A 19,665-nucleotide genomic window follows, 5' to 3' on the forward strand; every position below is an offset into this window, starting at 1 on the left:
AGTTCTTTTAGTTGTTGATTTCATAACACTCTCCAATTTTGGGGGTGGAAAGTGTCAACCTTATTTAGGACGGCACAGGGTTATTAAATCTGTGAGGTGGTTCAAGACAATAAAATTTAGAAGAAAATACCGTCAAACTTAGGTGGCTATTCTATCTGAGCACTCAGCTCACTACTTATAGTGGGCTGAGTGAGCGGTTGGGCATCGGCTCTTTATTTGGCGATGAATATGCCATATTAGGTTATATTCGTTAGTGTCTATTTTATCCCTAGCCGTTTTGCTAATCGGTGCAAATTGCCGTTATCTAATTCAAGCTGACGTGCCGTTGCTGCCCAGTTACCTTGGTTCTCTTCCAGAACTCGAACAATCATCGCTTTTTGGAAGGCGTCTGTGGCAGGCTTTAATCCGCCTTCTGGTAGCTCAAGCCGAGATTTTTGTTCCGTTTCTTCAACGTTCTTGATGTTCTGATTCGGCGTTCGGATGTCAAAATCTTGCTCAACTAACTCAATGTCCATGGCGTGGGTACGCGCTTTTGCCAAAACACCAGCACGTTTAATGACATGTTCAAGCTCTCGCACGTTGCCTGGCCATGAATAGTCTTTGAGTGCCTGCACCAAAGTGGGGGACAAACGAATGCTGTTCAATCCCAATTTGCTTCTTAAACGTTCGGCAAAAAAGCCTGCGAGTAACACCACATCGTCTTCACGTTCACGAAGAGGTGGAACATGAAGCGGGAAGACGCTTAGACGGTGATATAAGTCGGCTCGGAAGCGACCAGCAGTCACTTCTTCATGCAATATACGGTTGGTGGCGGCGACAATGCGTGTATTGACTCGAATATGGCGGTCATCACCCACACGTTGAATGTCGCCGTATTGTAGGGCTCGAAGTAACTTGGCTTGCAGCTCTAACGACAGTTCGCCGACTTCATCCAAAAACAGTGTGCCGCCGTCGGCTTGTTCGAACTTACCTTTACGATTGCTGATTGCGCCTGTGAATGCGCCTTTGATATGGCCGAACAACTCGCTTTCCGCGACCGATTCGGGCAGCGCTGCACAGTTGAGGTAAACCAAAGTATTGTTCGAGCGGCTAGAACGATGGTGAATAGCGCTGGCAACCAACTCTTTACCTACGCCCGTTTCTCCCATGACCAGCACAGACAATTCTGTATCGGCGACGGCATCAATCTGCTCTTGAAGATTCTTCATACCCGGAGAGTTGCCAATGATTTCATTACTTAAGGTGCGCTTCTCGGCGTAAGAGTCACGTGGCAGGCTTGCTTGTGTCTCTAGTTGTTCTAGTAGGAGTGCAGTGTGTAGGCCACCTGCTGCCAACGCGCTGACAAAACGTAACTCTTGGTTGCGTAGCCCATCAAATTGGTTGGGGTCGAAGGCGTCAATCGTAATGGCACCAATCAGTTGATCGTCGATCAGCAGAGGTAAACCAATGCAGGAATGGACATGCAGTTTGTCATCGTGGTTTGGAATCAAGCCATCGTATGGATCAGGTAAGTCGCTGTCAGAGGGAAAGCGCACGATATCGCCTGCTCGGGCAATGGCTTCTAATCTTGGGTGTTGCTCAATAGAGAAACGGCGTCCAAGCACTTCTTTCGCCAATCCATTGATCGCTAAAGGTTTAAAGTGTTGGTCTTCGTACAAAAGAAGGGCAGAAGAGTCACACTTCAATACGTCTCGAATCGTGGTTAATAACGTATCGAAGCGAGCCTGTTGAGTGAGCGCCGAGTTAAGATCTTGCGTGATGTGTAGCCATTGCGCGATTAAAGAAGTCATAGCCAATACCGATTGTGTCAATATGACTATTGTAGTGTCTTAATGACAATTTTCAACTGTGTCTAAATGACACTTTCTAAAGTTGATTTTTAATTAAGATATTGAAATATATAGCAATTGAAAGTTGGCACGCCCAGTGCAATACAAGAAGAAATTATTTTTGTTTATCCCGTCATTCAAGGTAGTAATTATGACAATTCACGTAAAAAACAACATCCACTGGGTAGGTCAACGCGATTGGGAAGTTCAAGACTTCCACGGTACAGAATACAAAATGACAAAAGGTACCAGCTACAACAGTTATCTAATTCGTGAAGAGAAAACCGTATTGATTGATACGGTCGATCATCGATTCAGTCAACAATTCATCCAAAATTTAGAGATGGAAATCGACCTTAAGTCTATCGACTTTATTGTAGTAAACCATGCAGAAGAAGATCACTCAGGCGCATTGTCGGCATTAATGGAGAAGATTCCGAACACGCCAATTTACTGTACAGAAGCGGCGATTGATTCGATTGTGGGTCATCACCACCATCCTGAGTGGAACTTCAAAACCGTAAAAACGGGCGACAGCATCGATATTGGTAACGGTAAGCAATTGGTCTTCGTGGAAGCGCCTATGCTGCATTGGCCAGACAGCATGATGACTTATCTAACTGGCGATGCAGTGTTATTCAGCAATGACGCATTTGGTCAGCACTACTGCGATGAACGCCTGTTCAATGATGAAGTGGATCAAAATGAGTTGATGGAACAGTGTTTGCGTTACTACTCAAACATCCTAACGCCATTCAGCAGCTTGGTAACCGCTAAAATCAAAGAAGTGCTGAGTTTCAATTTGCCTGTCGACATGATCGCAACGTCACACGGTATTGTATGGCGCGATAATCCGGTTCAAATCATCGAGCAATACTTGGCGTGGGCAGACAATTATCAAGAAGATCGCATTACGATTTTCTACGATTCTATGTCAAATAACACCCGAATGATGGCCGATGCAATCGCGCAAGGCATTCACGATGTCGACCCTGGCGTGGCGGTCAAAGTCTTTAATGTCTCTAAGCATGATAAGAATGAAATTCTCGCCAACGTATTCCGCTCAAAAGGCATCTTGGTTGGTTCGTCTACCATGAATAACGTCATGATGCCGAAGATCGCAGGCATGCTAGAAGAAATTACTGGTTTGCGCTTTAAAGTGAAGAAGGCCGCTGCATTCGGTAGCTACGGTTGGAACGGTGGTGCGGTGGATCGTATCCATGCTCGATTGACCGACGCAGGCTTTGAAACCGCAGTGAGTTTGAAAACCAAATGGCGACCAGATGGTAAAGCGATGCGTGAATGTCGCGAACATGGTCAGAACATCGCGAAATTGTGGGCAAAGCATGACCTGACAAGCCCTGTTATTTCGCCGGCGATTGCTGTGTCTGCACCACAAGTTCAATCACAACCCGCTGCGCCAGCGACAACACAAGCGGTAGTCGATGCTGCTCCTAGCAACCCTAGTACTGAGGCGCATCCCGCAGATTGTCAATGCATGGTTTGTACGGTTTGCAATTGGGTGTACGAACCAGCTAAAGGTGAGCCTAATCAAGGCGTTGAACCGGGTACGGCATGGTCTGAAGTGCCAGATTACTTCTTGTGCCCAGAATGTCACTTGGGTAAAGACGTCTTTGTCGAATACAACGGGTAAGGGGGCGAATATGCAAGCACCTATTGCGATTATTGGTAGCGGCTTTGCGGCTTACCAATTGGTGAAAACAGTGCGTCGAATGGACGCACATATTCCGCTGCAAGTGTTTACTGTTGATGATGGCGCGGAATACAACAAGCCCGATTTGAGTCATGTATTCAGTAACAAACAAACCGCCCAAGACTTAGTGGTTAGAAGTGGTGAGGCGTTTGCACAGGAACACAACATCGAACTGTTCGCCCATACCAAGGTTGAGCATGTCGACGTGCAAGCTCAGCAAGTGGTCGCCAACGGCCAAACCTATCCTTACTCCAAACTGGTGTTTGCGACAGGCGCGAAAGCCTTTGTGCCGCCAATATCTGGTGATGCAGCACCTGAGGTGATAACGCTGAACTCGCTACAAGAATATCAATTAGCGGAAGAGCAAATTAGCCGCGCGGAACGAATTCTAGTAATGGGTGGTGGTTTGATCGGCGTCGAGATCGCCATGGATCTCGCAACCAGTGGTAAAGCCGTTACGGTGGTTGAGCCAAATCCCCGTTTGCTCGCTAACTTGATTCCTGAATTTGTTGCATTGCGGCTGGAGAATCAACTTAAGCAGCAAGGTATTCAACTTGCCTTAGAGACTGGAGTTGTCGCGATCAATCACTCGGATGATTCGCTGGTGGCAAGCTTGAGCAAAGGTAAGGAAATCGAAGCCGATGTAGTGATTTCAGCTGCGGGTTTACGTGCTAACACTTGGTTAGCGAAGGCTTGTGGGTTGAGTGTCAATAAAGGCATCGAGGTGGATGCTCGATTACAGACATCAGCAGCCAATGTGTTCGCATTAGGCGATTGTGCTGAGATCCAAGGTCGAATGATGCCGTACCTCCAACCGATCGTGCTAAGTGCCAATGCTTTGGGCAAACAACTACTGGAGCAAGAAGCAGAGTTGAAACTACCGCCTATGATGGTAAAGGTCAAAACGCCGAGCTACCCAATTCAATTGGCAGGCGATTTTAGTTCGGTGACGAACTGGAGCGTGCAGATTTCTCAAACTGGTATTGCCGCGAAGGCAGAAGATGAAAATCGCCGACTCATGGGCTTCGTCGTGACGGGAGAACAAGTTACGCAAGCATTTCCACTACTTCGAGAGTTGTCTCAAGCCGCTCAGGCTTAACCGATTTAAACGAAAAGAATTGTAATTAGAGAGGGTATTATTAATGTCGCATCTACGAATTCCTAAAGACTGGACTGTTCAACGTTCAACGCCTTTCTTCACTAAAGACAATGTGCCACCAGCGCTACTGACTCATCACAATACCGCTGAGGGTGTGTTTGGGCAGCTGTGCGTCATGGAAGGGCAAGTGACTTACTACGGCTTTGCTGATGAAAATGCCACAGAAGCAGAAGTAGTGGTGGTGATTAATGCAGGCCAGTTTGCTACAAGTCCACCGCAGTACTGGCACCGCATTGAGATGAGCGATGATGCTCAGTTCAACATCAATTTCTGGTCGAACAAGGACAAGAGTGGGCAAGCGATGTTCCACGCTAAGCAGTAGTGAACCTTTGTAAGTGCTTTGACTGTTACGCTAATCGTCAAGTAAAGGGGTGTAGAAGGCGCAATAAACGGACTGCAATGCAGGATCATCGAGACCGAGGAAAGAGAAATCACGAGTAATGATTTCAATTCTTTAGTAGCATGTTACGAAACATTTCAGTCAGGTGAACCAAGGGAAGCGTGCAATGGAAAAACAACGAGTAGCATTTATTGGTCTGGGTGTGATGGGATACCCAATGGCTGGTTACCTAAGTAAAGCGGGCTTTGAAACCAAAGTATACAACCGCACAAAAGCGAAAGCCGACAAATGGGCTGAAGAATACCAAGGCGTAGCTTGTGAAACACCACGTGAAGCGGCAGAAGGCTGTGACATCGTTTTTACCTGTGTGGGTAATGATGATGACGTTCGTAGCGTTGTTTACGGTGAAGAGGGCATTCTGGTCGGCTTGAAAGCGGACGCAGTGCTAGTCGATCACACGACCACTTCTGCAGACCTAGCGGTTGAGCTGGCTGAAGCGTGTGCTAAGTATGGTAATCACTTCATTGATGCGCCAGTTTCTGGTGGTCAAGCAGGCGCAGAAAATGGTGTTCTAACCATCATGTGTGGTGGTGAACAAAGCATTTTTGACCGTGTGTCTCCGGCGATGGATGTGTACGCGAAGCAGATGACGCTACTGGGTGAAAACGGTCAGGGTCAACGCTGTAAGATGGTAAACCAAATCTGTATTGGAGGCGTTTTACAAGGTCTGAGTGAAGCTTTGTTGCTGGCACAAAAATCAGGCTTGGACATCGCTCAAGTTGTAGAAACGCTTAAGCATGGCGCTGCAGGTTCTTGGCAGATGGAAAACCGCGCAAATACGATGGCTGAAGACAAGTTCGATTTTGGCTTCGCTATTGATTGGATGCGCAAAGACTTAGGTTTCTGTCTGCAAGAAGCTGAGCGAGTGGGTCTAGAACTTCCACTGACTAAGAAAGTGGATGAGCAATACGCAGACCTTCAACGTGATGGTTTAGGTCGCATGGATACATCAGTACTGATCAAAGCGGTAGCTAAAAATCAGTAGTTGATGAATCAGTAATAGATAAACAGTTCTTTGGTATCAAAGAGCTTAAAGAAATCTAAGTTAATCATAATGAATCTCCTTGAGCATGGTTTGTGACTTGTGATTAAGGATTAGTGATTTGAAATCAGGAGGTGCTGTAGAGCACCTCCTTTTTTCGTCTTTAAATCACGCAGTGTAATGATTGCAGCGTTCGCTTACTTGTTTAAGCCTAGTGCAATTTCAAGACCTTTGCCGTACGCTTCGTCCGCTTGGTATGCGTGTTGAACGTGGCGCTGTTGGATGAACTCTGGCACACCGTCCATTGCGCGAGCTGTGTTATCGAACAGAGTTTGACGTTGCTCTTCGCTCATCAGACGGAATAGGTCACCCGCTTGGCTGAAGTAGTCTTCGTCTACACGATGATCGTAGTGATCAGCGTTGCCATTGATGCGTAGAGGTGGCTCAGAGTAATCTGGTTGCTCTGCCCATTCTTGTTTGTAGTTTGGCTCGTAACCCAGTGTTGAACCAAAGTTGCCATCAACGCGCATTGCGCCATCACGGTGGTAGCTGTGAACAGGGCAACGAGGTGCGTTCACTGGGATTTGATGATGGTTCACACCTAGACGGTAACGCTGAGCATCGCCGTAAGCGAACAGACGACCTTGTAGCATCTTATCTGGAGAGAAGCCGATACCAGGTACAACTGCTGCTGGGTTAAACGCTGATTGCTCAACTTCTGCGTAGAAGTTTTCTGGGTTACGGTTCAGTTCGAACTCACCAACTGGGATCAGTGGGTAGTCTTTTTGAGACCATACACGTGTTAGGTCGAATGGGTTGAAGTTGACTTCATCCGCTTCTAACTCAGGCATGATCTGTACGTACATCTTCCATTTAGGGAAGTCTTGACGCTCAATCGCTTCGTAAAGGTCACGGTGATGGCTTTCGCGGTCTTTACCTACGATGGCTTCTGCTTCTTGGTCAGTCAGGTTCTTGATGCCTTGTTGAGTTTTGAAGTGGAATTTCACCCAGTAACGTTCGTTTTCTGCGTTGATGAAGCTGAATGTGTGGCTACCAAAACCATGCATATGACGGTAAGAAGCTGGGATACCACGGTCACTCATTACGATAGTCACTTGGTGGAATGCTTCTGGTAGTGATGTCCAGAAATCCCAGTTGTTGGTAGAGCTACGCATGTTAGTGCGAGGGTCGCGTTTTACTGCGTGGTTTAGGTCTGGGAATTTTAGTGGGTCACGTAGGAAGAATACTGGTGTGTTGTTACCAACCAAGTCCCAGTTACCTTCTTCAGTGTAGAATTTAAGTGCGAAACCACGGATGTCGCGTTCTGCGTCTGCAGCACCGCGCTCACCAGCTACGGTAGTGAAGCGAGCGAATAGTTCTGTTTTTTTGCCGATGTCAGAGAAGATCTTAGCGCGAGTGTATTTTGTGATGTCGTGCGTTACTGTGAACGTACCGTAAGCACCAGAACCTTTTGCGTGCATACGACGCTCTGGGATCACTTCGCGGTCAAAGTGTGCCAATTTTTCAAGGAACCAAACGTCTTGTAATAGTTGAGAGCCACGAGGACCTGCAGTCATAACGTTTTGGTTATGTGCGACAGGGCAACCTGCTGCTGTAGTCAATTTCTTGTTTGTCATTTTTCTTCCCCCTCCAGGGTTCAATACCTTAGAAACTGTAGAGGAGGTTATTACGGAAAAGCTGGGGGAGAAAACTGATATTGCTTATCAATTCAATAGATGGTGACTATGGTCGAAACTATATTAGAATCAGAAATTTACTACATTAGCTTGATTGACATAACAATCGGCGTTCTCGAAAGCGATTGACTGGGGGGGAGCGCTATCCAGTTAGCGTGTCTGCGATGCTAGTAATATCGCCCCTTAAATGAAGTTTTACGTGTGATCAAAGGGGCGAAAGGGGGGAAGTAATTAAGAGTACTTCACTTCAAGTTGTTCAGCTTTTGCAAATGCTGGGTGTGTCGCGAGCTGTTTCCCATAACGTTCAATATTAGGGAAGTGATTAACTAAACCAAACTTTTGAACCAATTCGACAATGAAAGACATCATGATGTCAGCGCCAGTCAGACGCTCTTCTACTAGGTAAGTTTTGCCTTCTAAGGATTGCTCGAAGTAGCCTAGTACATTCATTGCTTCCTTGTCGGCATAGCCTGATAAAAACTGAGTTTCATTTGGCTCTTTGCTTACGAAGATTTTTAGCAACATAGGTAAAATTGCAGAGCTTTCTGCAAAGTGCATCCATTGCAAATATTCTGTGTGTGCTTTTGTACCACGCTCAGGAGCAAAGGCTCCGTCACTGTATTTCTCAATCAAATATTCGGTCATTGCACCTGACTCAATGATAATCTCGCCGTTATCTTCAAGAACAGGTGACTTTCCTAATGGGTGAACACTTTTTAGTTCTGGCGGTGCCATGAAGGTCACGGAATCACGGACATAGGGTACAATTTCGTAATTTACATCTAGCTCTTCAAGTAACCAAATGATGCGCTTTGAACGAGACTGATTGAGGTGGTGAAGTTTAATCATTTACATATCCCTTTTTATAATGGGTCGTTAATCTGTACTACAAGCTTGCCGAAATTCTTACCTTCCAACAGACCGATGAATGCTTCTGGCGCATTATCCAGTCCTTGTACTAGATGTTCGCGGTATTGGATCTTTCCTTCTGCCAACCATTGATTAATATCTTGCGCAAATTCACCGTAACGATGTCCGTAATCATCAAAAATGATGAAGCCTTGCACCTTGATTCGTTTGGTCAGGAGCTTACCCATTAGTAATGGAAGATGGTCGGTACCTTCAGGCAGCTCTGTCGCGTTGTACTGAGAAATCAAACCACAAAGTGGGATACGCGCATTTGTATTCAGAAGTGGCATTACAGCCTCGAATACTTTGCCACCTACGTTTTCGAAGTAAACATCGATACCTTTGTCACAGGCATTTTTCAGTTGTTCTGCAAAGTCTTCAGCTTTGTGATCAATACACTCATCGAAACCAAGCACCTCTTTAGCGTAACGGCATTTTTCTTCTCCGCCTGCTATACCAACAACTCGGCAACCTTTGATTTTACCAATTTGACCAACTGTTGCGCCTACAGGCCCCGTAGCAGCTGCTACCACGATGGTTTCCCCTGGTTTTGGCTGACCAATGTCGAGTAAACCCATGTACGCGGTAAATCCTGGCATACCTGCAACGCCTAGCGCGTAAGAAGGATTTTGCGGTTCTTTACCAAGTTTAATGACCATCTTACCAGTTGAGATAGCGTAGTCTTGCCAGCCAACAGTGTAGGCAAGAACCCATTCACCTGCTTCGTAATCTGGGTGGTTTGATGCTTCTACCTGACAAACTGTACCACCGACCATTACGTCATCAATTGCAACAGGGTCAGCGTATGATTCGGCATCACTCATGCGACCACGCATGTATGGATCTAGAGATAAATAAACCGTTCTCAATAGCATTTCACCCTCTTTCGGAGTCGGTTTCGTTACCTCTTCTAAACGAAAGTTTTCTTGTGTCGGTGCACCATGGGGACGTGACGCGAGTACTATTCTGCGATTTGTTGCGTTAGTCATATCTATCTCACTTGTTGATTAGACCGGTCGTCTAGTATTTATTTCAAAATATCCCGCTTATGTAAAGCGGGAAGGTTTACTGTGTTAACACTGACGCTTTTTCTGACAGTGAAACGTGTGTAGGGTGTTCATTCTGCTTCCACGCCGCCCGTTATGGGCAAGTGCGCGTATTCTGCAGTAAGTGTTGAGTATAGGTCAGACTTTGCGTCAATGCTGCCTGATCTTGATAAAGTTTGTTCAGCAAGCTAGCGCCATTCCAAAGGTAGTATATCTGCCTTGCTAATAACGCACTGTCACCATTGGGGATTGAGCCATCTTGAATGCCGATGTCTATGCAATCCGCTATCGCTTGAATGGTTTTGTCTGCTCCTTGGCGTAATGCCAAGCGCATTGACTCAGAGAGATCGGAGACTTCTGCACTTAACTTGACCAATAAACATTTGTTCGCATTACACACGTCGTCTTCTACTTTGACCATTTCTTCGAAATAGCTCATTAGGCGTTGGTAGCCACTCAATTCAGTATTGGTAAAGCGTGCGTTTAAACGCTCAAAATACTTAGTAAAGTAGTCTTGAATCATCGCTTCACCAAATTGTTCTTTGGACTTGAAGTAATGATAAAACGAGCCTTTTGGCACTGCGGCCTTTTTTAACAGCTCTGAAAGACCAACACTCGTGAACCCTCGGTTTACGATCAACTCGTATCCGACGTCGAGAATATGTTGGCGTGTGTCATTCGTCTTTGCGTTCATGGAGTGTACTATAGAATGAATTAGACCAGTCGTCTAGTATTTGTTGTGGGTTATTTAATCAGCTCATACTCAATAACAAAGAGCGTGTCGGTATTTGGGTAGATTTCTCGAATTAACTGCTTGAGTTTTGGTAGTTCGATGGCTTCTTGTTCTGCATGAAACTCATTAATATCTTCAAAGTGAAGTGGTTCTACAGAACGTATCTTGATATCGCAGACTTTACGATCCGTTTCTAAGGTAAAAACTTCGACTTCTGTATTGGGAACGTAATGGCTTTCTGATTCATCTCGAATCGTTATCGTCTTTTTGCCTGACGTGATCAACGGGGTTAAGAATTCAAAAAAAGTAATCTTGGTTGGATGAGATGGCATGATGTACTCGTTAGTCTGGTTGTTTGGCGTAATTATATACCCAAATCCCCCAGAGGTTCCTGTATTACTAGAACGATCGAGTGCGGATGAAGCGAATTAACTTGGCACTAAAGTAACCTGAGATAACGCCTATCCAGTTGGTGCTGAGATCATCAAAACTAAATGATCGATTTGGAATAAAAAGTTGGCTTATTTCTTCCATTGAAACGATAGCCAACAGCAGTAGCAAAAGACGAATCCCAAAAACGTCGGTTTTATTCGAGCTCACCAGAGAAGGGAACGTGAAGACCGATAAAAAGCCGATCAATAAACTGAAAGTAAAGTGAAGCGTACTCGATCCGCCTAAGTAGGTTTCCATTTGCAGGTAAGCAGTATGGTGTAAGTCAGAGCTTTTCCACAAAGAGAGTGAAGCGGTTAGCATCAGGACTAAAACAAAACTCGTGCGTGCCAGTATTAAAGCCATAATTAACCTATTGGAAAGAAGCCTAAGTAACGTTTTACAAAGTACAGTGCAGCTAAATTCTGGATAGCCATGCCAATTGCCATTGCCCACGCTGCACCAATCACCCCAAATATTTGGCAAAGCGTAACAAGTAGGCAGATGGACACCGTACCGGAGGAAATTGTAATGTATTTCATGGTTCTCTCATGACCACTCATTAATAATAAAAAACCTACCGAACCAGTCGCCACATTGACTAACTGCCCCAGAGAAAGGACGACTAATAGTGGTGCCGCAGCGAGAAACTCCTCACCAAAAAACTGCATTACAAACTCGGGGAAGAGGGTACAAATAATTACGGGTACAATCGCTAAACCAACATTGGCTCGGCACGCCAAGCGGCTCAGATTCTGCAGTTTGAGCATTTGACGCTCTTTGTAGAGAGACGCAAACATCGGGGCGACCACAAAGTTAATGGTAATCAGCACAAAGCCAATCAGTAGTGATGTGCGTTGGGCTGCGGCTAACAAACCGATTTCCGCTGTTGAGATAAAAAAGCCCGCAATAACAAGGCTTCCCCATTGAAGAACATTCGTGAAGATACTGCCAACCCAGACTTGCTTGGCAGAAGCGACCATTTTTTTGTTTGGTACGAAAGCCGATGTTTGATATTGATCTGAGCCAAGCCAATTGGCACTAGATATGACCGCGACACCTATGCTCGCTAAAAGCAGTGCGGTCATTAGATTGTTGATATTTTGCTGACCGATATAGTCTAGGGCAAAGACAAAAATGACCATCAAAATGCTTACCCCAAGCTGCAACGCAAACAGAGATGATACAACTTTTCTACATGCTTGAAGCACCCGACTGTTGGTTTGCGCAAGCACCAAGAAAGGTATGCAAAGCAAGCATAAAGTAATCGCATACATTGGTGATTGAGTCTGGTTTAGCTGTTCTGGAAACAGATTAAACCCTGCTAACAAAACGCCTATGGCGAGCAAGCAAAATGCCATACTTCGATAAAGTGCGGTTTTATAGTTTTGGCTTTGTTCAAGCTTCTCTTTGTTATTAAAAGCGATCGCATTGTAACGAACTAACGAGACATCAAAACCTAGCTGAGAAACGATGGCGAGTAGCGAGACTAGGTTGAATAAAAAGAAGAATTGACCGGCCGTCGAAGCGTCACTGGTCTTCGATACAATCAGAGTCAGTAAAAAAGCAAATAGCGCACTCAACACACGCGTGATTGCGGTTTTTAATCCAGTAGATAACAAGCTTTTTTTACCGCTGGGCATCAACAGTAATTTTTGTTGAACAGTGTGAAACATAGGAGCATTTAACCGTATAGTTTATTGAGTGCGAGGCGCTGTTTTTCTTCACTGAAGGCATTGTTTAATTCTGCTGTATATTGGCGAAAATCGATCTCTTCATAATGATTGACACAATGCGCGATCTGCTTGGCCATTTCTTCAGGTGTGAGCGCTAAAAACGGGTAGTTGAGATCTTTGGTTGCGCCGATGGTCCGAATAACCATAGGAAGATGTAACTTGGATGCTTCTAGAATGGTTAACGGCATCCCTTCCCATGCTGCAGTGTGTAGATAAAGGTCTGAACCTTTGAGCTTTTCAACTACCTCATCGCGAGGCAGCATACCCGTTACATCCACATTTTCAGTACGTAATTTCTGTTCGAGTACTTGGTCACCGCCACCTATCCATGTGATCTCTATCGGGCGGTTAAGCGCATACCGATTAAGGAACTGCAATGTGCTGATAAGAAACTGAGGATCTTTTTGGGGCGCGACACGACCAAGTACAATGAGCTTCAGCGCTTCTTGCTTGTCTCGCTCTATACGATCTTCACTTTGATAAGACACGTAGTTGTTGAGCAGTTCGGCATGTTTCGCACCAATGCTAATGGCTAGGTCACACTCTCGTTGGCTACAGCCTGCAACCACATCAATTTTGCTCAGTTTTACTTTCTCTAGTGCTTTATAGATCTGGCGTGCAAGCTCTGAGATATCTTCACGTTCGAAGGCATAACAGTGCGGTGTGTAAACCAAGCGTGCCTTGCCAAGCTTTAGAAATCGGCCGAGAAATCCTGCTTTACTCGAGTGCAAATGCACGACGTCGGGACCAAGTGATGCAATCATGTGGTTTGCATCGCGAATAAATTGAAGCAAGCCGCCTTCTACCCACTTTGTCTGTACGAAAATGTGGTGGTTGTTCTCATTGGTTAAGTCGTTTTCTCGGGCTCTGGCTAGCAAGAAATGCTGGTAAGGCTCGTCTCTGGATGAGTGAACATAACTATAGAGGGCGGTTTGAACGCCACCTCCAAACGCTTCTGTAACATGGAGTACTTTCTTCATGATGATTTTGTCCCTGGTGTTTGCATCCATTTGTGTTTAAAAGCATCACGCTCTTGCTCTGAATAAACGTGGCGATACAAGGGAAGATCGTACATATAGAACAGTTTTGAGAAGTCGTAGTGATTCTTAAAGTGTTGGTGGATATTGGAGTACCACTTGTTTTTCGCTTCGTTACTGTTTTTCAGCACGAAGTCTTGCAACTCAAGAAACTCACCGATTTCTTTATCAAGAGAACTGAGCTGTTCGCATTTGATTAGCATGACGTTGGCCTGATCGTTCTGGAATGTGAAGAAAGGTTGAGTGTTGTCCAGCTCTTGGCGCATCACATCGATATTGAAATTACGCTTTAACTCGTTGTCGAACCAGTCCGCAAAATAGTTGAGATTGATATAGTTATCAAAACAATGCTCGAGGTGCTGATACGTGACTTCCATATCTCGGTGAATTGCATCGTTCTTTTTGCCTTCGATAAATTGCAAATGGAGATCTTGAAAGAAGCGAGAAAAGACAGTTGCGATTGGATCGCGGACCAGAGTAACGATTTTAATCTGCTCGCGTTTTTGTAAGATACGTTTTCGCTGCTTGAGCACTAAGCGATAGAGTGCGCGGTTTCGGAAGTCGAAGAATTTACTCACGTCTTTTTTATTGTGATACATGTGAAATTCTTCGTGATCATCAAAGGTGTGGATGTGATAGCTCGGGATATTTTTCTCCCCTAGCGTGTGCTCAATTGATGAGGAGCCAACTTTGCCCATTTGGTAAACTAAAACAAAATTATCAGCTTGGAGTTCTCGGTTCTTTTCAAATTGTCGAGAGATTGAATACTTCATCTATCCTATCCTTGATTATTCATATTCGTGGTGATGGTTTACCGGAAAAGTATGAGCAATGGCCCTTGAGTCGTTGCTAATGCTGATCATGACGGGTAATAAGAGTATTAAAATTATGGTGGTGTTTACCGCAACGAAAAACACCATGATGAGGGCGTATATCGCAAGTAATAGGCTTTTTCTGTTTTCATTAAGACTACGGAAGCAAAAGCGAATAAAAAGAAAATAACCACCAAACAGCAGACCGATACCAAGCAATCCGTATTCAATTGCGGTATCTAACACAAAGTTGTGGGTGTAGATCGCCAGCTCATCATAATTAAAGTAACTGATCATAAAGTTGGGTAACATTTTCGCGCCGACACCTAACACCGGGTGTTGAAATAAAATATCTAGCCCATTGGCAAGTAAAAGTTTTCTATGAAGATTCGATACCCAGCGGGCTTCACTTTGGTTGGCAAATAAGACGTCTTCTTGGGTTATTTCCAATGTGTCTGCTAGCGTTTCAAACCCAACGTAGAGTGTGGTTGTGACGGCAGTAAACACAATGAAGCTTAAGGCTAATAAAATCGTCCACGTGTACGTTTCGCTGAGCGATTTTCTCATTAAGTTTTTTACGAGCAGTTGGTCAAAGAAGAAAAGCAGACAAAAACCAAGTAGCGCTTTTCTTTCTTGTGACAACACCAGTAATACTAAAGCTACGAGCATCAAAAGGTGGAAAGCGCGAATTTTATCTCGATAAAGGTACAGTAGCGAGCACAGTACACCGAACCCGTATTTACTTACCCCGAGTAACTTAAACCCGCTTTGATAGCCCTGAGCAAAGTGCCATAAGGCAACGAGCGTACAGATGAAAAACAACAGATACGTGAAATAAACCATTACCCGTTCGTCATCAAACACGCCATAGGCGTACATTAGGCTCAGTAGGCACAAAATCGCTAACCATTGCACAGTTTCTATAACTAGCGGCATTAAAGGGACGCGATTTAGCAGACCATTTATGAACACATACCCAGTGAACAATACGAGGAACCCCATACAGGGATGCATGAGTTTTTCAGCTTTTCCTTCCAATACCACTAATGCAGTAAAACCAATGGACAAAAGGCTTGCGATGTCAGAAGGGGCTAGCGCTATTCCTCCAGCACGAAACTTCATAGGAATAAAGAACAATGTTAGTAAGCACGCAGCTATTATCGGAGTTTGGTTATTTATCGGTACAAAGTTCATCATAAATTTTGTAATAGCTGTTCCTAAAGTTATTCAAAGTAAACTGGTTACAACGTTCGACAAAAAAACAGGAAGCAGCTTCATAGGAGCTTTTACTACCCACTATGTGAAGTATTTTTGTTATTAAGTCATCGGATTGACCTTGTTTAAATAAATAAGTTTTATCTCCGATTACTTCATTTAGTCCGGGGACGTCCGAGCCTAGAACTGGTAACCCTTCAGCCATAGCCTCTACAGCCGCAAGACCAAAACCTTCTACTTTTGAAGATTGCACATACAGATCGAGACTAGATAAGAATCGAGGAATGTCAGATGTGATACCATACCAATGTATACGATGATCGCAGTTCAAATCTTTTGCTTTTTTTCTAAGAACTTGTTTTTTTTCTCCGTCTCCAGCTAGATGGAGGTGGTAGTTTTCTGGTAATTTAGCTATTGCACATATTAATGTATCGTGGTCCTTATAGTGATGAAGCCTACCAACCATTCCTATGTTTATAACTCCTTTTTTTTCTAGCGCCTTATATAATTTAGGTTGTCTAGAGAATCGATGAAGATCTACACCATTGAATATTACTTCATAGCGGTCTTTGTATGCTGGTATGAATTTAACTAATGCTTCTTGAACCTTGTGAGTGATGCAAATAGTTTTGTCATTGCTCATATAAAGAAGGTGCTCCATAAACTTAAATAATGGATAGTCCCTGCGTCGATTAGTTGTGTTATGTTCTGTTTGTATTTTCCTTTTTCCAAAGGAAAATAGAGCGAGGTATATAGAAGGAAATAAATGACTATGTACCAAATCTGGCCATTGGAGTATTTTCCATTTTTCAATTAGAGACAGTGACTTCCAAACATAGCACGTCACTTCACTTTCTTTCAGTTTTTCCTCGAAATCATTGTCTGGATTAAGAATGAGAACTCGTATTTTATATTGAGGCATATGCTGGACTACTAGATCTACAAGAAAGCGCTGTGCTCCACCATTGCTAGATAAGTCATTGATTATGTGTAGTATTTTCATTTAAATACTTTTCCTTGAGTGATAGGATTTCAGAGTTTGAAAAGAAACGTTGTGCTAATTTTGATGAGAACATTTCTTCAACGTACTCGGGTGTAGGTTGAAATTGCGTTTTGAATTCTTTCATTAGTGGCGAGTACCATTTGTTGTCTGATTGATTTTCATAAACAACATCCACGGGGTAACCTAAAAAGTCTTCAACTGCGGAGTTAGCCTTCGTTAGCTTGTCACTTCGAATGACCAACAGTGAGAAGTTATTGTTATGGTATGTTTGATAGCCTACTTCGTGATTAAAAGACTCGTTAAACACATCAATCCCTGTTAGTTGTTTGATCTCGTTGTCAAACCACTGCAGCGCATATTGATGATTCATGTGCTTATCAAATGCTTCTTGGAGTAATTGCGGTCGTTCGGTACGTATTGCGCTGTCATCCTTTAGATATTTGTCCGCCATCCAAAAAGGAAGTGCTTGAAAGAACATTGAGACATTTCGTCCGATCGGTTCACGCACCAGCGAGATAATTCGAACTTTTTTCTTACGCTTTAACATGCGGCTCATCGTTATGCGCTTTAGTCGTCGCTTTAACGCATTGATCTGAGGCTTATGCAATTGCGCTCTAACGGGGGATATTTGTTTTTGCGCATCGACGGTCATAAGGTCGTGCAAGTGAATCGAGTCAGGAATGGAATGCTCTAATGCACTCGAACCTACTTTGCCCATTTGATAGATCAATACCGGTTGTTCTTGGCTTTTCAAGGTTTGGTACCAAGATAGGTTTACGTTAGTAGGCGTATTTCTGGACATAAAGCGTCTCTCCTTCCTTGGCCTTGGCTTGTGTGATTAAGACGCCAAGAGATGGAACTGAGTGTTGTATTTGTTTAGATAACGCAAGGTTAACCAGTGATGATTTTGTTGATTCTGAGCGAATGACGGTGATCAGACCATTGGCATACTGACCAAGAATAAGTGCGTCACTCACTGACAGTAGGGGCGGCGTATCGATAATGATCCGGTCATACTTATTTTGAAAATGTTCGAGCAACTTTTTAAAGCGATCAGAAGCCAGTAATTCCTGTGGGTTTGGCGGAATTAGGCCGGCCGATAATACATCTAAGTTGGCTTCTTTTATATGTGTAACACAATCTTTGATTGGCGTATCCATCGTCAGGATATGCGTTAAGCCAGGGCTTGATTCAGCAATACCGAATCGCTTTGCGATGGAAGGTCGACGTAAATCGCAGTCGATGATCAACACCTTTTCCATTTTTGAAAACGACACCGCCATATTGATACTGGTCGATGTTTTTCCTTCTTCTGGAATAGCAGAGGTAAAGGGCAATATCTTTTGCTTCGTGTTGGTTAATCTGAGCAGAAGCGAGGTTCTGACGGAGCGGCAAGCTTCACTAAATAGCTTTTCTTCATCATCTAAATACGCGGTATAACTGACGCCGTTTTTACGCAAATTGCGTTTTTTGACCATAGGAATCACACCTAAACACGTAACACCAAGTTTTTCCTGCACATCGGCTGTGCTTCGGATAACTTCTCGCATCGTTTCTAAGATGATGACCAGAGCGCAAGCAATGGCAAAGCCAAAAAAGGTGGCAATTAGTACCAGTTTGATTCGTTGTGGTGCCACCGGGAATAGAGGGATGATGGCTTTATCAGTAAAGCGAGCAGTGACATTCTTGTAGTCGCTGGTGGCGTTGGTCTCTTTCTCACGATTTAAGAACGCTTCATAGAGTGCCTTATTGGATTCAACCTCGCGTTTTAACTGTTCGTAACGCGCTTTTTGTGACCCTAACGATTGGAAGTCTGACTTTTTGTTATCGAGCTCTGCTCGAAGCATGTCCTCTTGCGCTTTTGCAGCAAGAAGGTCTTGTTGCTTACTGAAGGAAATGTCACGAATGAGTTGCTGGGTTCTTGATTGAATTTCAGCAAGCTGTGCTTTCGCCTGAATCATTCGATCATGCTTAGGTCCGTAGCGCTGTGCCAGTTCAGAGAGATTTTTGGCTGCCTGTGCTTCCGACAATTTGAGATCGCGGATTTGCGCTTGATTAGCGAATTCATCAATTGACAACAAGCTGTCTAAACTTTGCGAAGATTTACGTCGTAACAGTTGGATTAACGTCTGCGCTTCAATACGCTTATTAACAGCGATATTCAGCTTGCGAGTGAGTTCTTCTAGCTCATTTGCGTAAATTTCATCAATACCGTTGATATCGATCAACCCTTCTTTTAACAAGAATTCTTGCAGCGCTTGCTCCGAGTTACGTAATCGCTCCTCCAATTTTTGAGAGTTATTTGTCAACCAAGTAGCCGCATTTTGTGTAACGACCAATTTGGCTTCAAAATTTGCGTCAATGTAGGCTTGGCCGACCGCGTTGGCGATTGTCGTCGCAAGCTTAGGATCGGTAGAACGAAAGCGAATTCTGACTAATTGGGTGTTACGTACTGGCTCAATATCGAGTTTACTTCTGAAAGCTTGAAGTGCCTGATAATAGGACTCTGAAAACTGGGCGGTTTCTTTTGGGCTTGGTGCCACATTCAGTAGGTCTTGAACAAAAGGAATCGACTTTATTTGGTCGATTTTTTTATTTAACCCCCCTGAGCTTGTGAATTCAGGTAATTGGGTGAGGTTCAGCTCTCTAATGACCTTATCTGCAATATGATTCGATTTTAAAATGGCGATTTGCGTTTGAAAGTACTCTTTTTTTGTCGTGTCGACGCCATATACTTCCTCGATTGAAAGGGCGCTTTTTTGCTCCTCTTGGATGAGTAGCGTAGCTGTAGCTTGGTATATCGATGCTTTGGAGTAGATATACCAAGTACAAGTTAATGAGAACAGAAGCGTGAATGCTGCGATGCTTAGCCAATTCTTTTTAATCGCTTTGAAGTGATGGCCAAAACGAATCAGTTCTACTTTGTTCATCTGGAGATTATTTGGATGAGTCCCGTTCATTTGA

Annotated in this window: 18 protein-coding genes; 4 read left to right on the forward strand and 14 right to left on the reverse strand. The window is 44.1% G+C overall.

What is annotated here, in order from left to right:
* Positions 1-257: 257 nt before the first annotated feature.
* Positions 258-1,790, reverse strand: coding sequence for a nitric oxide reductase transcriptional regulator NorR (gene norR / locus R7P80_RS27500; RefSeq protein ID WP_225492160.1), 1,533 nt, complete (start codon positions 1,788-1,790; stop codon positions 258-260).
* Between the two features lie 190 nt (positions 1,791-1,980).
* Between norR and norV the strand changes: the two genes are divergently transcribed.
* From norV to R7P80_RS27520, 4 genes are all read left to right on the forward strand, one after another.
* Positions 1,981-3,483, forward strand: coding sequence for an anaerobic nitric oxide reductase flavorubredoxin (norV, locus tag R7P80_RS27505; RefSeq protein WP_225492162.1), 1,503 nt, complete (start codon positions 1,981-1,983; stop codon positions 3,481-3,483).
* Between the two features lie 10 nt (positions 3,484-3,493).
* Positions 3,494-4,642 (forward strand): NADH:flavorubredoxin reductase NorW, encoded by a 1,149-nt coding sequence (gene norW, locus R7P80_RS27510; RefSeq protein ID WP_225492163.1) that lies wholly within the window; start codon positions 3,494-3,496, stop codon positions 4,640-4,642.
* Positions 4,643-4,685: 43 nt separating this feature from the next.
* A complete protein-coding gene (locus R7P80_RS27515; protein ID WP_005375231.1) occupies positions 4,686-5,024 on the forward strand; it encodes a DUF1971 domain-containing protein in 339 nt (112 codons plus the stop codon).
* A gap of 184 nt (positions 5,025-5,208) precedes the next feature.
* Complete coding sequence (locus tag R7P80_RS27520) at positions 5,209-6,087, forward strand: NAD(P)-dependent oxidoreductase (RefSeq protein ID WP_005375233.1); 879 nt, start codon at positions 5,209-5,211, stop codon at positions 6,085-6,087.
* 194 nt (positions 6,088-6,281) lie between these two features.
* On the opposite strand, the gene R7P80_RS27525 is transcribed toward R7P80_RS27520, so the two are convergent.
* From R7P80_RS27525 to R7P80_RS27585, 13 genes are all read right to left on the reverse strand, one after another.
* Entirely contained in the window at positions 6,282-7,721 is a 1,440-nt protein-coding gene (locus tag R7P80_RS27525; protein ID WP_170897552.1) for a catalase, read from the reverse strand.
* 291 nt (positions 7,722-8,012) lie between these two features.
* Positions 8,013-8,630 carry a glutathione S-transferase family protein gene (locus R7P80_RS27530; protein WP_005375238.1) on the reverse strand — a complete coding sequence of 206 codons (618 nt, stop codon included), beginning with the start codon at positions 8,628-8,630 and terminating at the stop codon, positions 8,013-8,015.
* A 14-nt stretch (positions 8,631-8,644) separates the two neighbouring features.
* Positions 8,645-9,679 (reverse strand): NADP-dependent oxidoreductase, encoded by a 1,035-nt coding sequence (locus tag R7P80_RS27535; RefSeq protein WP_132936309.1) that lies wholly within the window; start codon positions 9,677-9,679, stop codon positions 8,645-8,647.
* A gap of 151 nt (positions 9,680-9,830) precedes the next feature.
* The gene (locus tag R7P80_RS27540) at positions 9,831-10,430 is read right to left on the reverse strand and encodes a TetR/AcrR family transcriptional regulator (RefSeq protein WP_005385858.1); all 600 of its coding nucleotides are present in this window, start codon (positions 10,428-10,430) and stop codon (positions 9,831-9,833) included.
* 50 nt (positions 10,431-10,480) lie between these two features.
* Complete coding sequence (yqfB, locus tag R7P80_RS27545; RefSeq protein WP_005385855.1) at positions 10,481-10,801, reverse strand: N(4)-acetylcytidine aminohydrolase; 321 nt, start codon at positions 10,799-10,801, stop codon at positions 10,481-10,483.
* A 67-nt stretch (positions 10,802-10,868) separates the two neighbouring features.
* On the reverse strand, positions 10,869-11,264 hold the full coding sequence (locus R7P80_RS27550; RefSeq protein WP_053350073.1) for a VanZ family protein: 396 nt from the start codon (positions 11,262-11,264) through the stop codon (positions 10,869-10,871).
* A gap of 2 nt (positions 11,265-11,266) precedes the next feature.
* Positions 11,267-12,574 (reverse strand): oligosaccharide flippase family protein, encoded by a 1,308-nt coding sequence (locus tag R7P80_RS27555; protein ID WP_213870334.1) that lies wholly within the window; start codon positions 12,572-12,574, stop codon positions 11,267-11,269.
* Between the two features lie 8 nt (positions 12,575-12,582).
* Positions 12,583-13,614 (reverse strand): glycosyltransferase, encoded by a 1,032-nt coding sequence (locus tag R7P80_RS27560; RefSeq protein WP_005375250.1) that lies wholly within the window; start codon positions 13,612-13,614, stop codon positions 12,583-12,585.
* Positions 13,611-14,444, reverse strand: coding sequence for a putative capsular polysaccharide synthesis family protein (locus tag R7P80_RS27565; RefSeq protein WP_005375258.1), 834 nt, complete (start codon positions 14,442-14,444; stop codon positions 13,611-13,613). The genes R7P80_RS27560 and R7P80_RS27565 overlap by 4 nt, the downstream gene beginning before the upstream one ends.
* A 15-nt stretch (positions 14,445-14,459) precedes the next feature.
* Positions 14,460-15,680 (reverse strand): O-antigen ligase family protein, encoded by a 1,221-nt coding sequence (locus R7P80_RS27570; protein WP_395219570.1) that lies wholly within the window; start codon positions 15,678-15,680, stop codon positions 14,460-14,462.
* Positions 15,655-16,701, reverse strand: coding sequence for a glycosyltransferase (locus R7P80_RS27575; protein ID WP_170897549.1), 1,047 nt, complete (start codon positions 16,699-16,701; stop codon positions 15,655-15,657). The genes R7P80_RS27570 and R7P80_RS27575 overlap by 26 nt, the downstream gene beginning before the upstream one ends.
* Entirely contained in the window at positions 16,676-17,503 is an 828-nt protein-coding gene (locus R7P80_RS27580) for a putative capsular polysaccharide synthesis family protein (protein ID WP_206958994.1), read from the reverse strand. The genes R7P80_RS27575 and R7P80_RS27580 overlap by 26 nt, the downstream gene beginning before the upstream one ends.
* On the reverse strand, positions 17,481-19,661 hold the full coding sequence (locus R7P80_RS27585; RefSeq protein WP_005385847.1) for a GumC family protein: 2,181 nt from the start codon (positions 19,659-19,661) through the stop codon (positions 17,481-17,483). Before R7P80_RS27585 ends, R7P80_RS27580 begins: the two co-directional genes overlap by 23 nt.
* Between the last annotated feature and the right edge of the window lie 4 nt (positions 19,662-19,665).

Origin of the sequence: Vibrio sp. 2092, from assembly GCF_033339635.1 — a bacterium.
Classification (GTDB): Bacteria; Pseudomonadota; Gammaproteobacteria; order Enterobacterales; family Vibrionaceae; genus Vibrio; species Vibrio alginolyticus.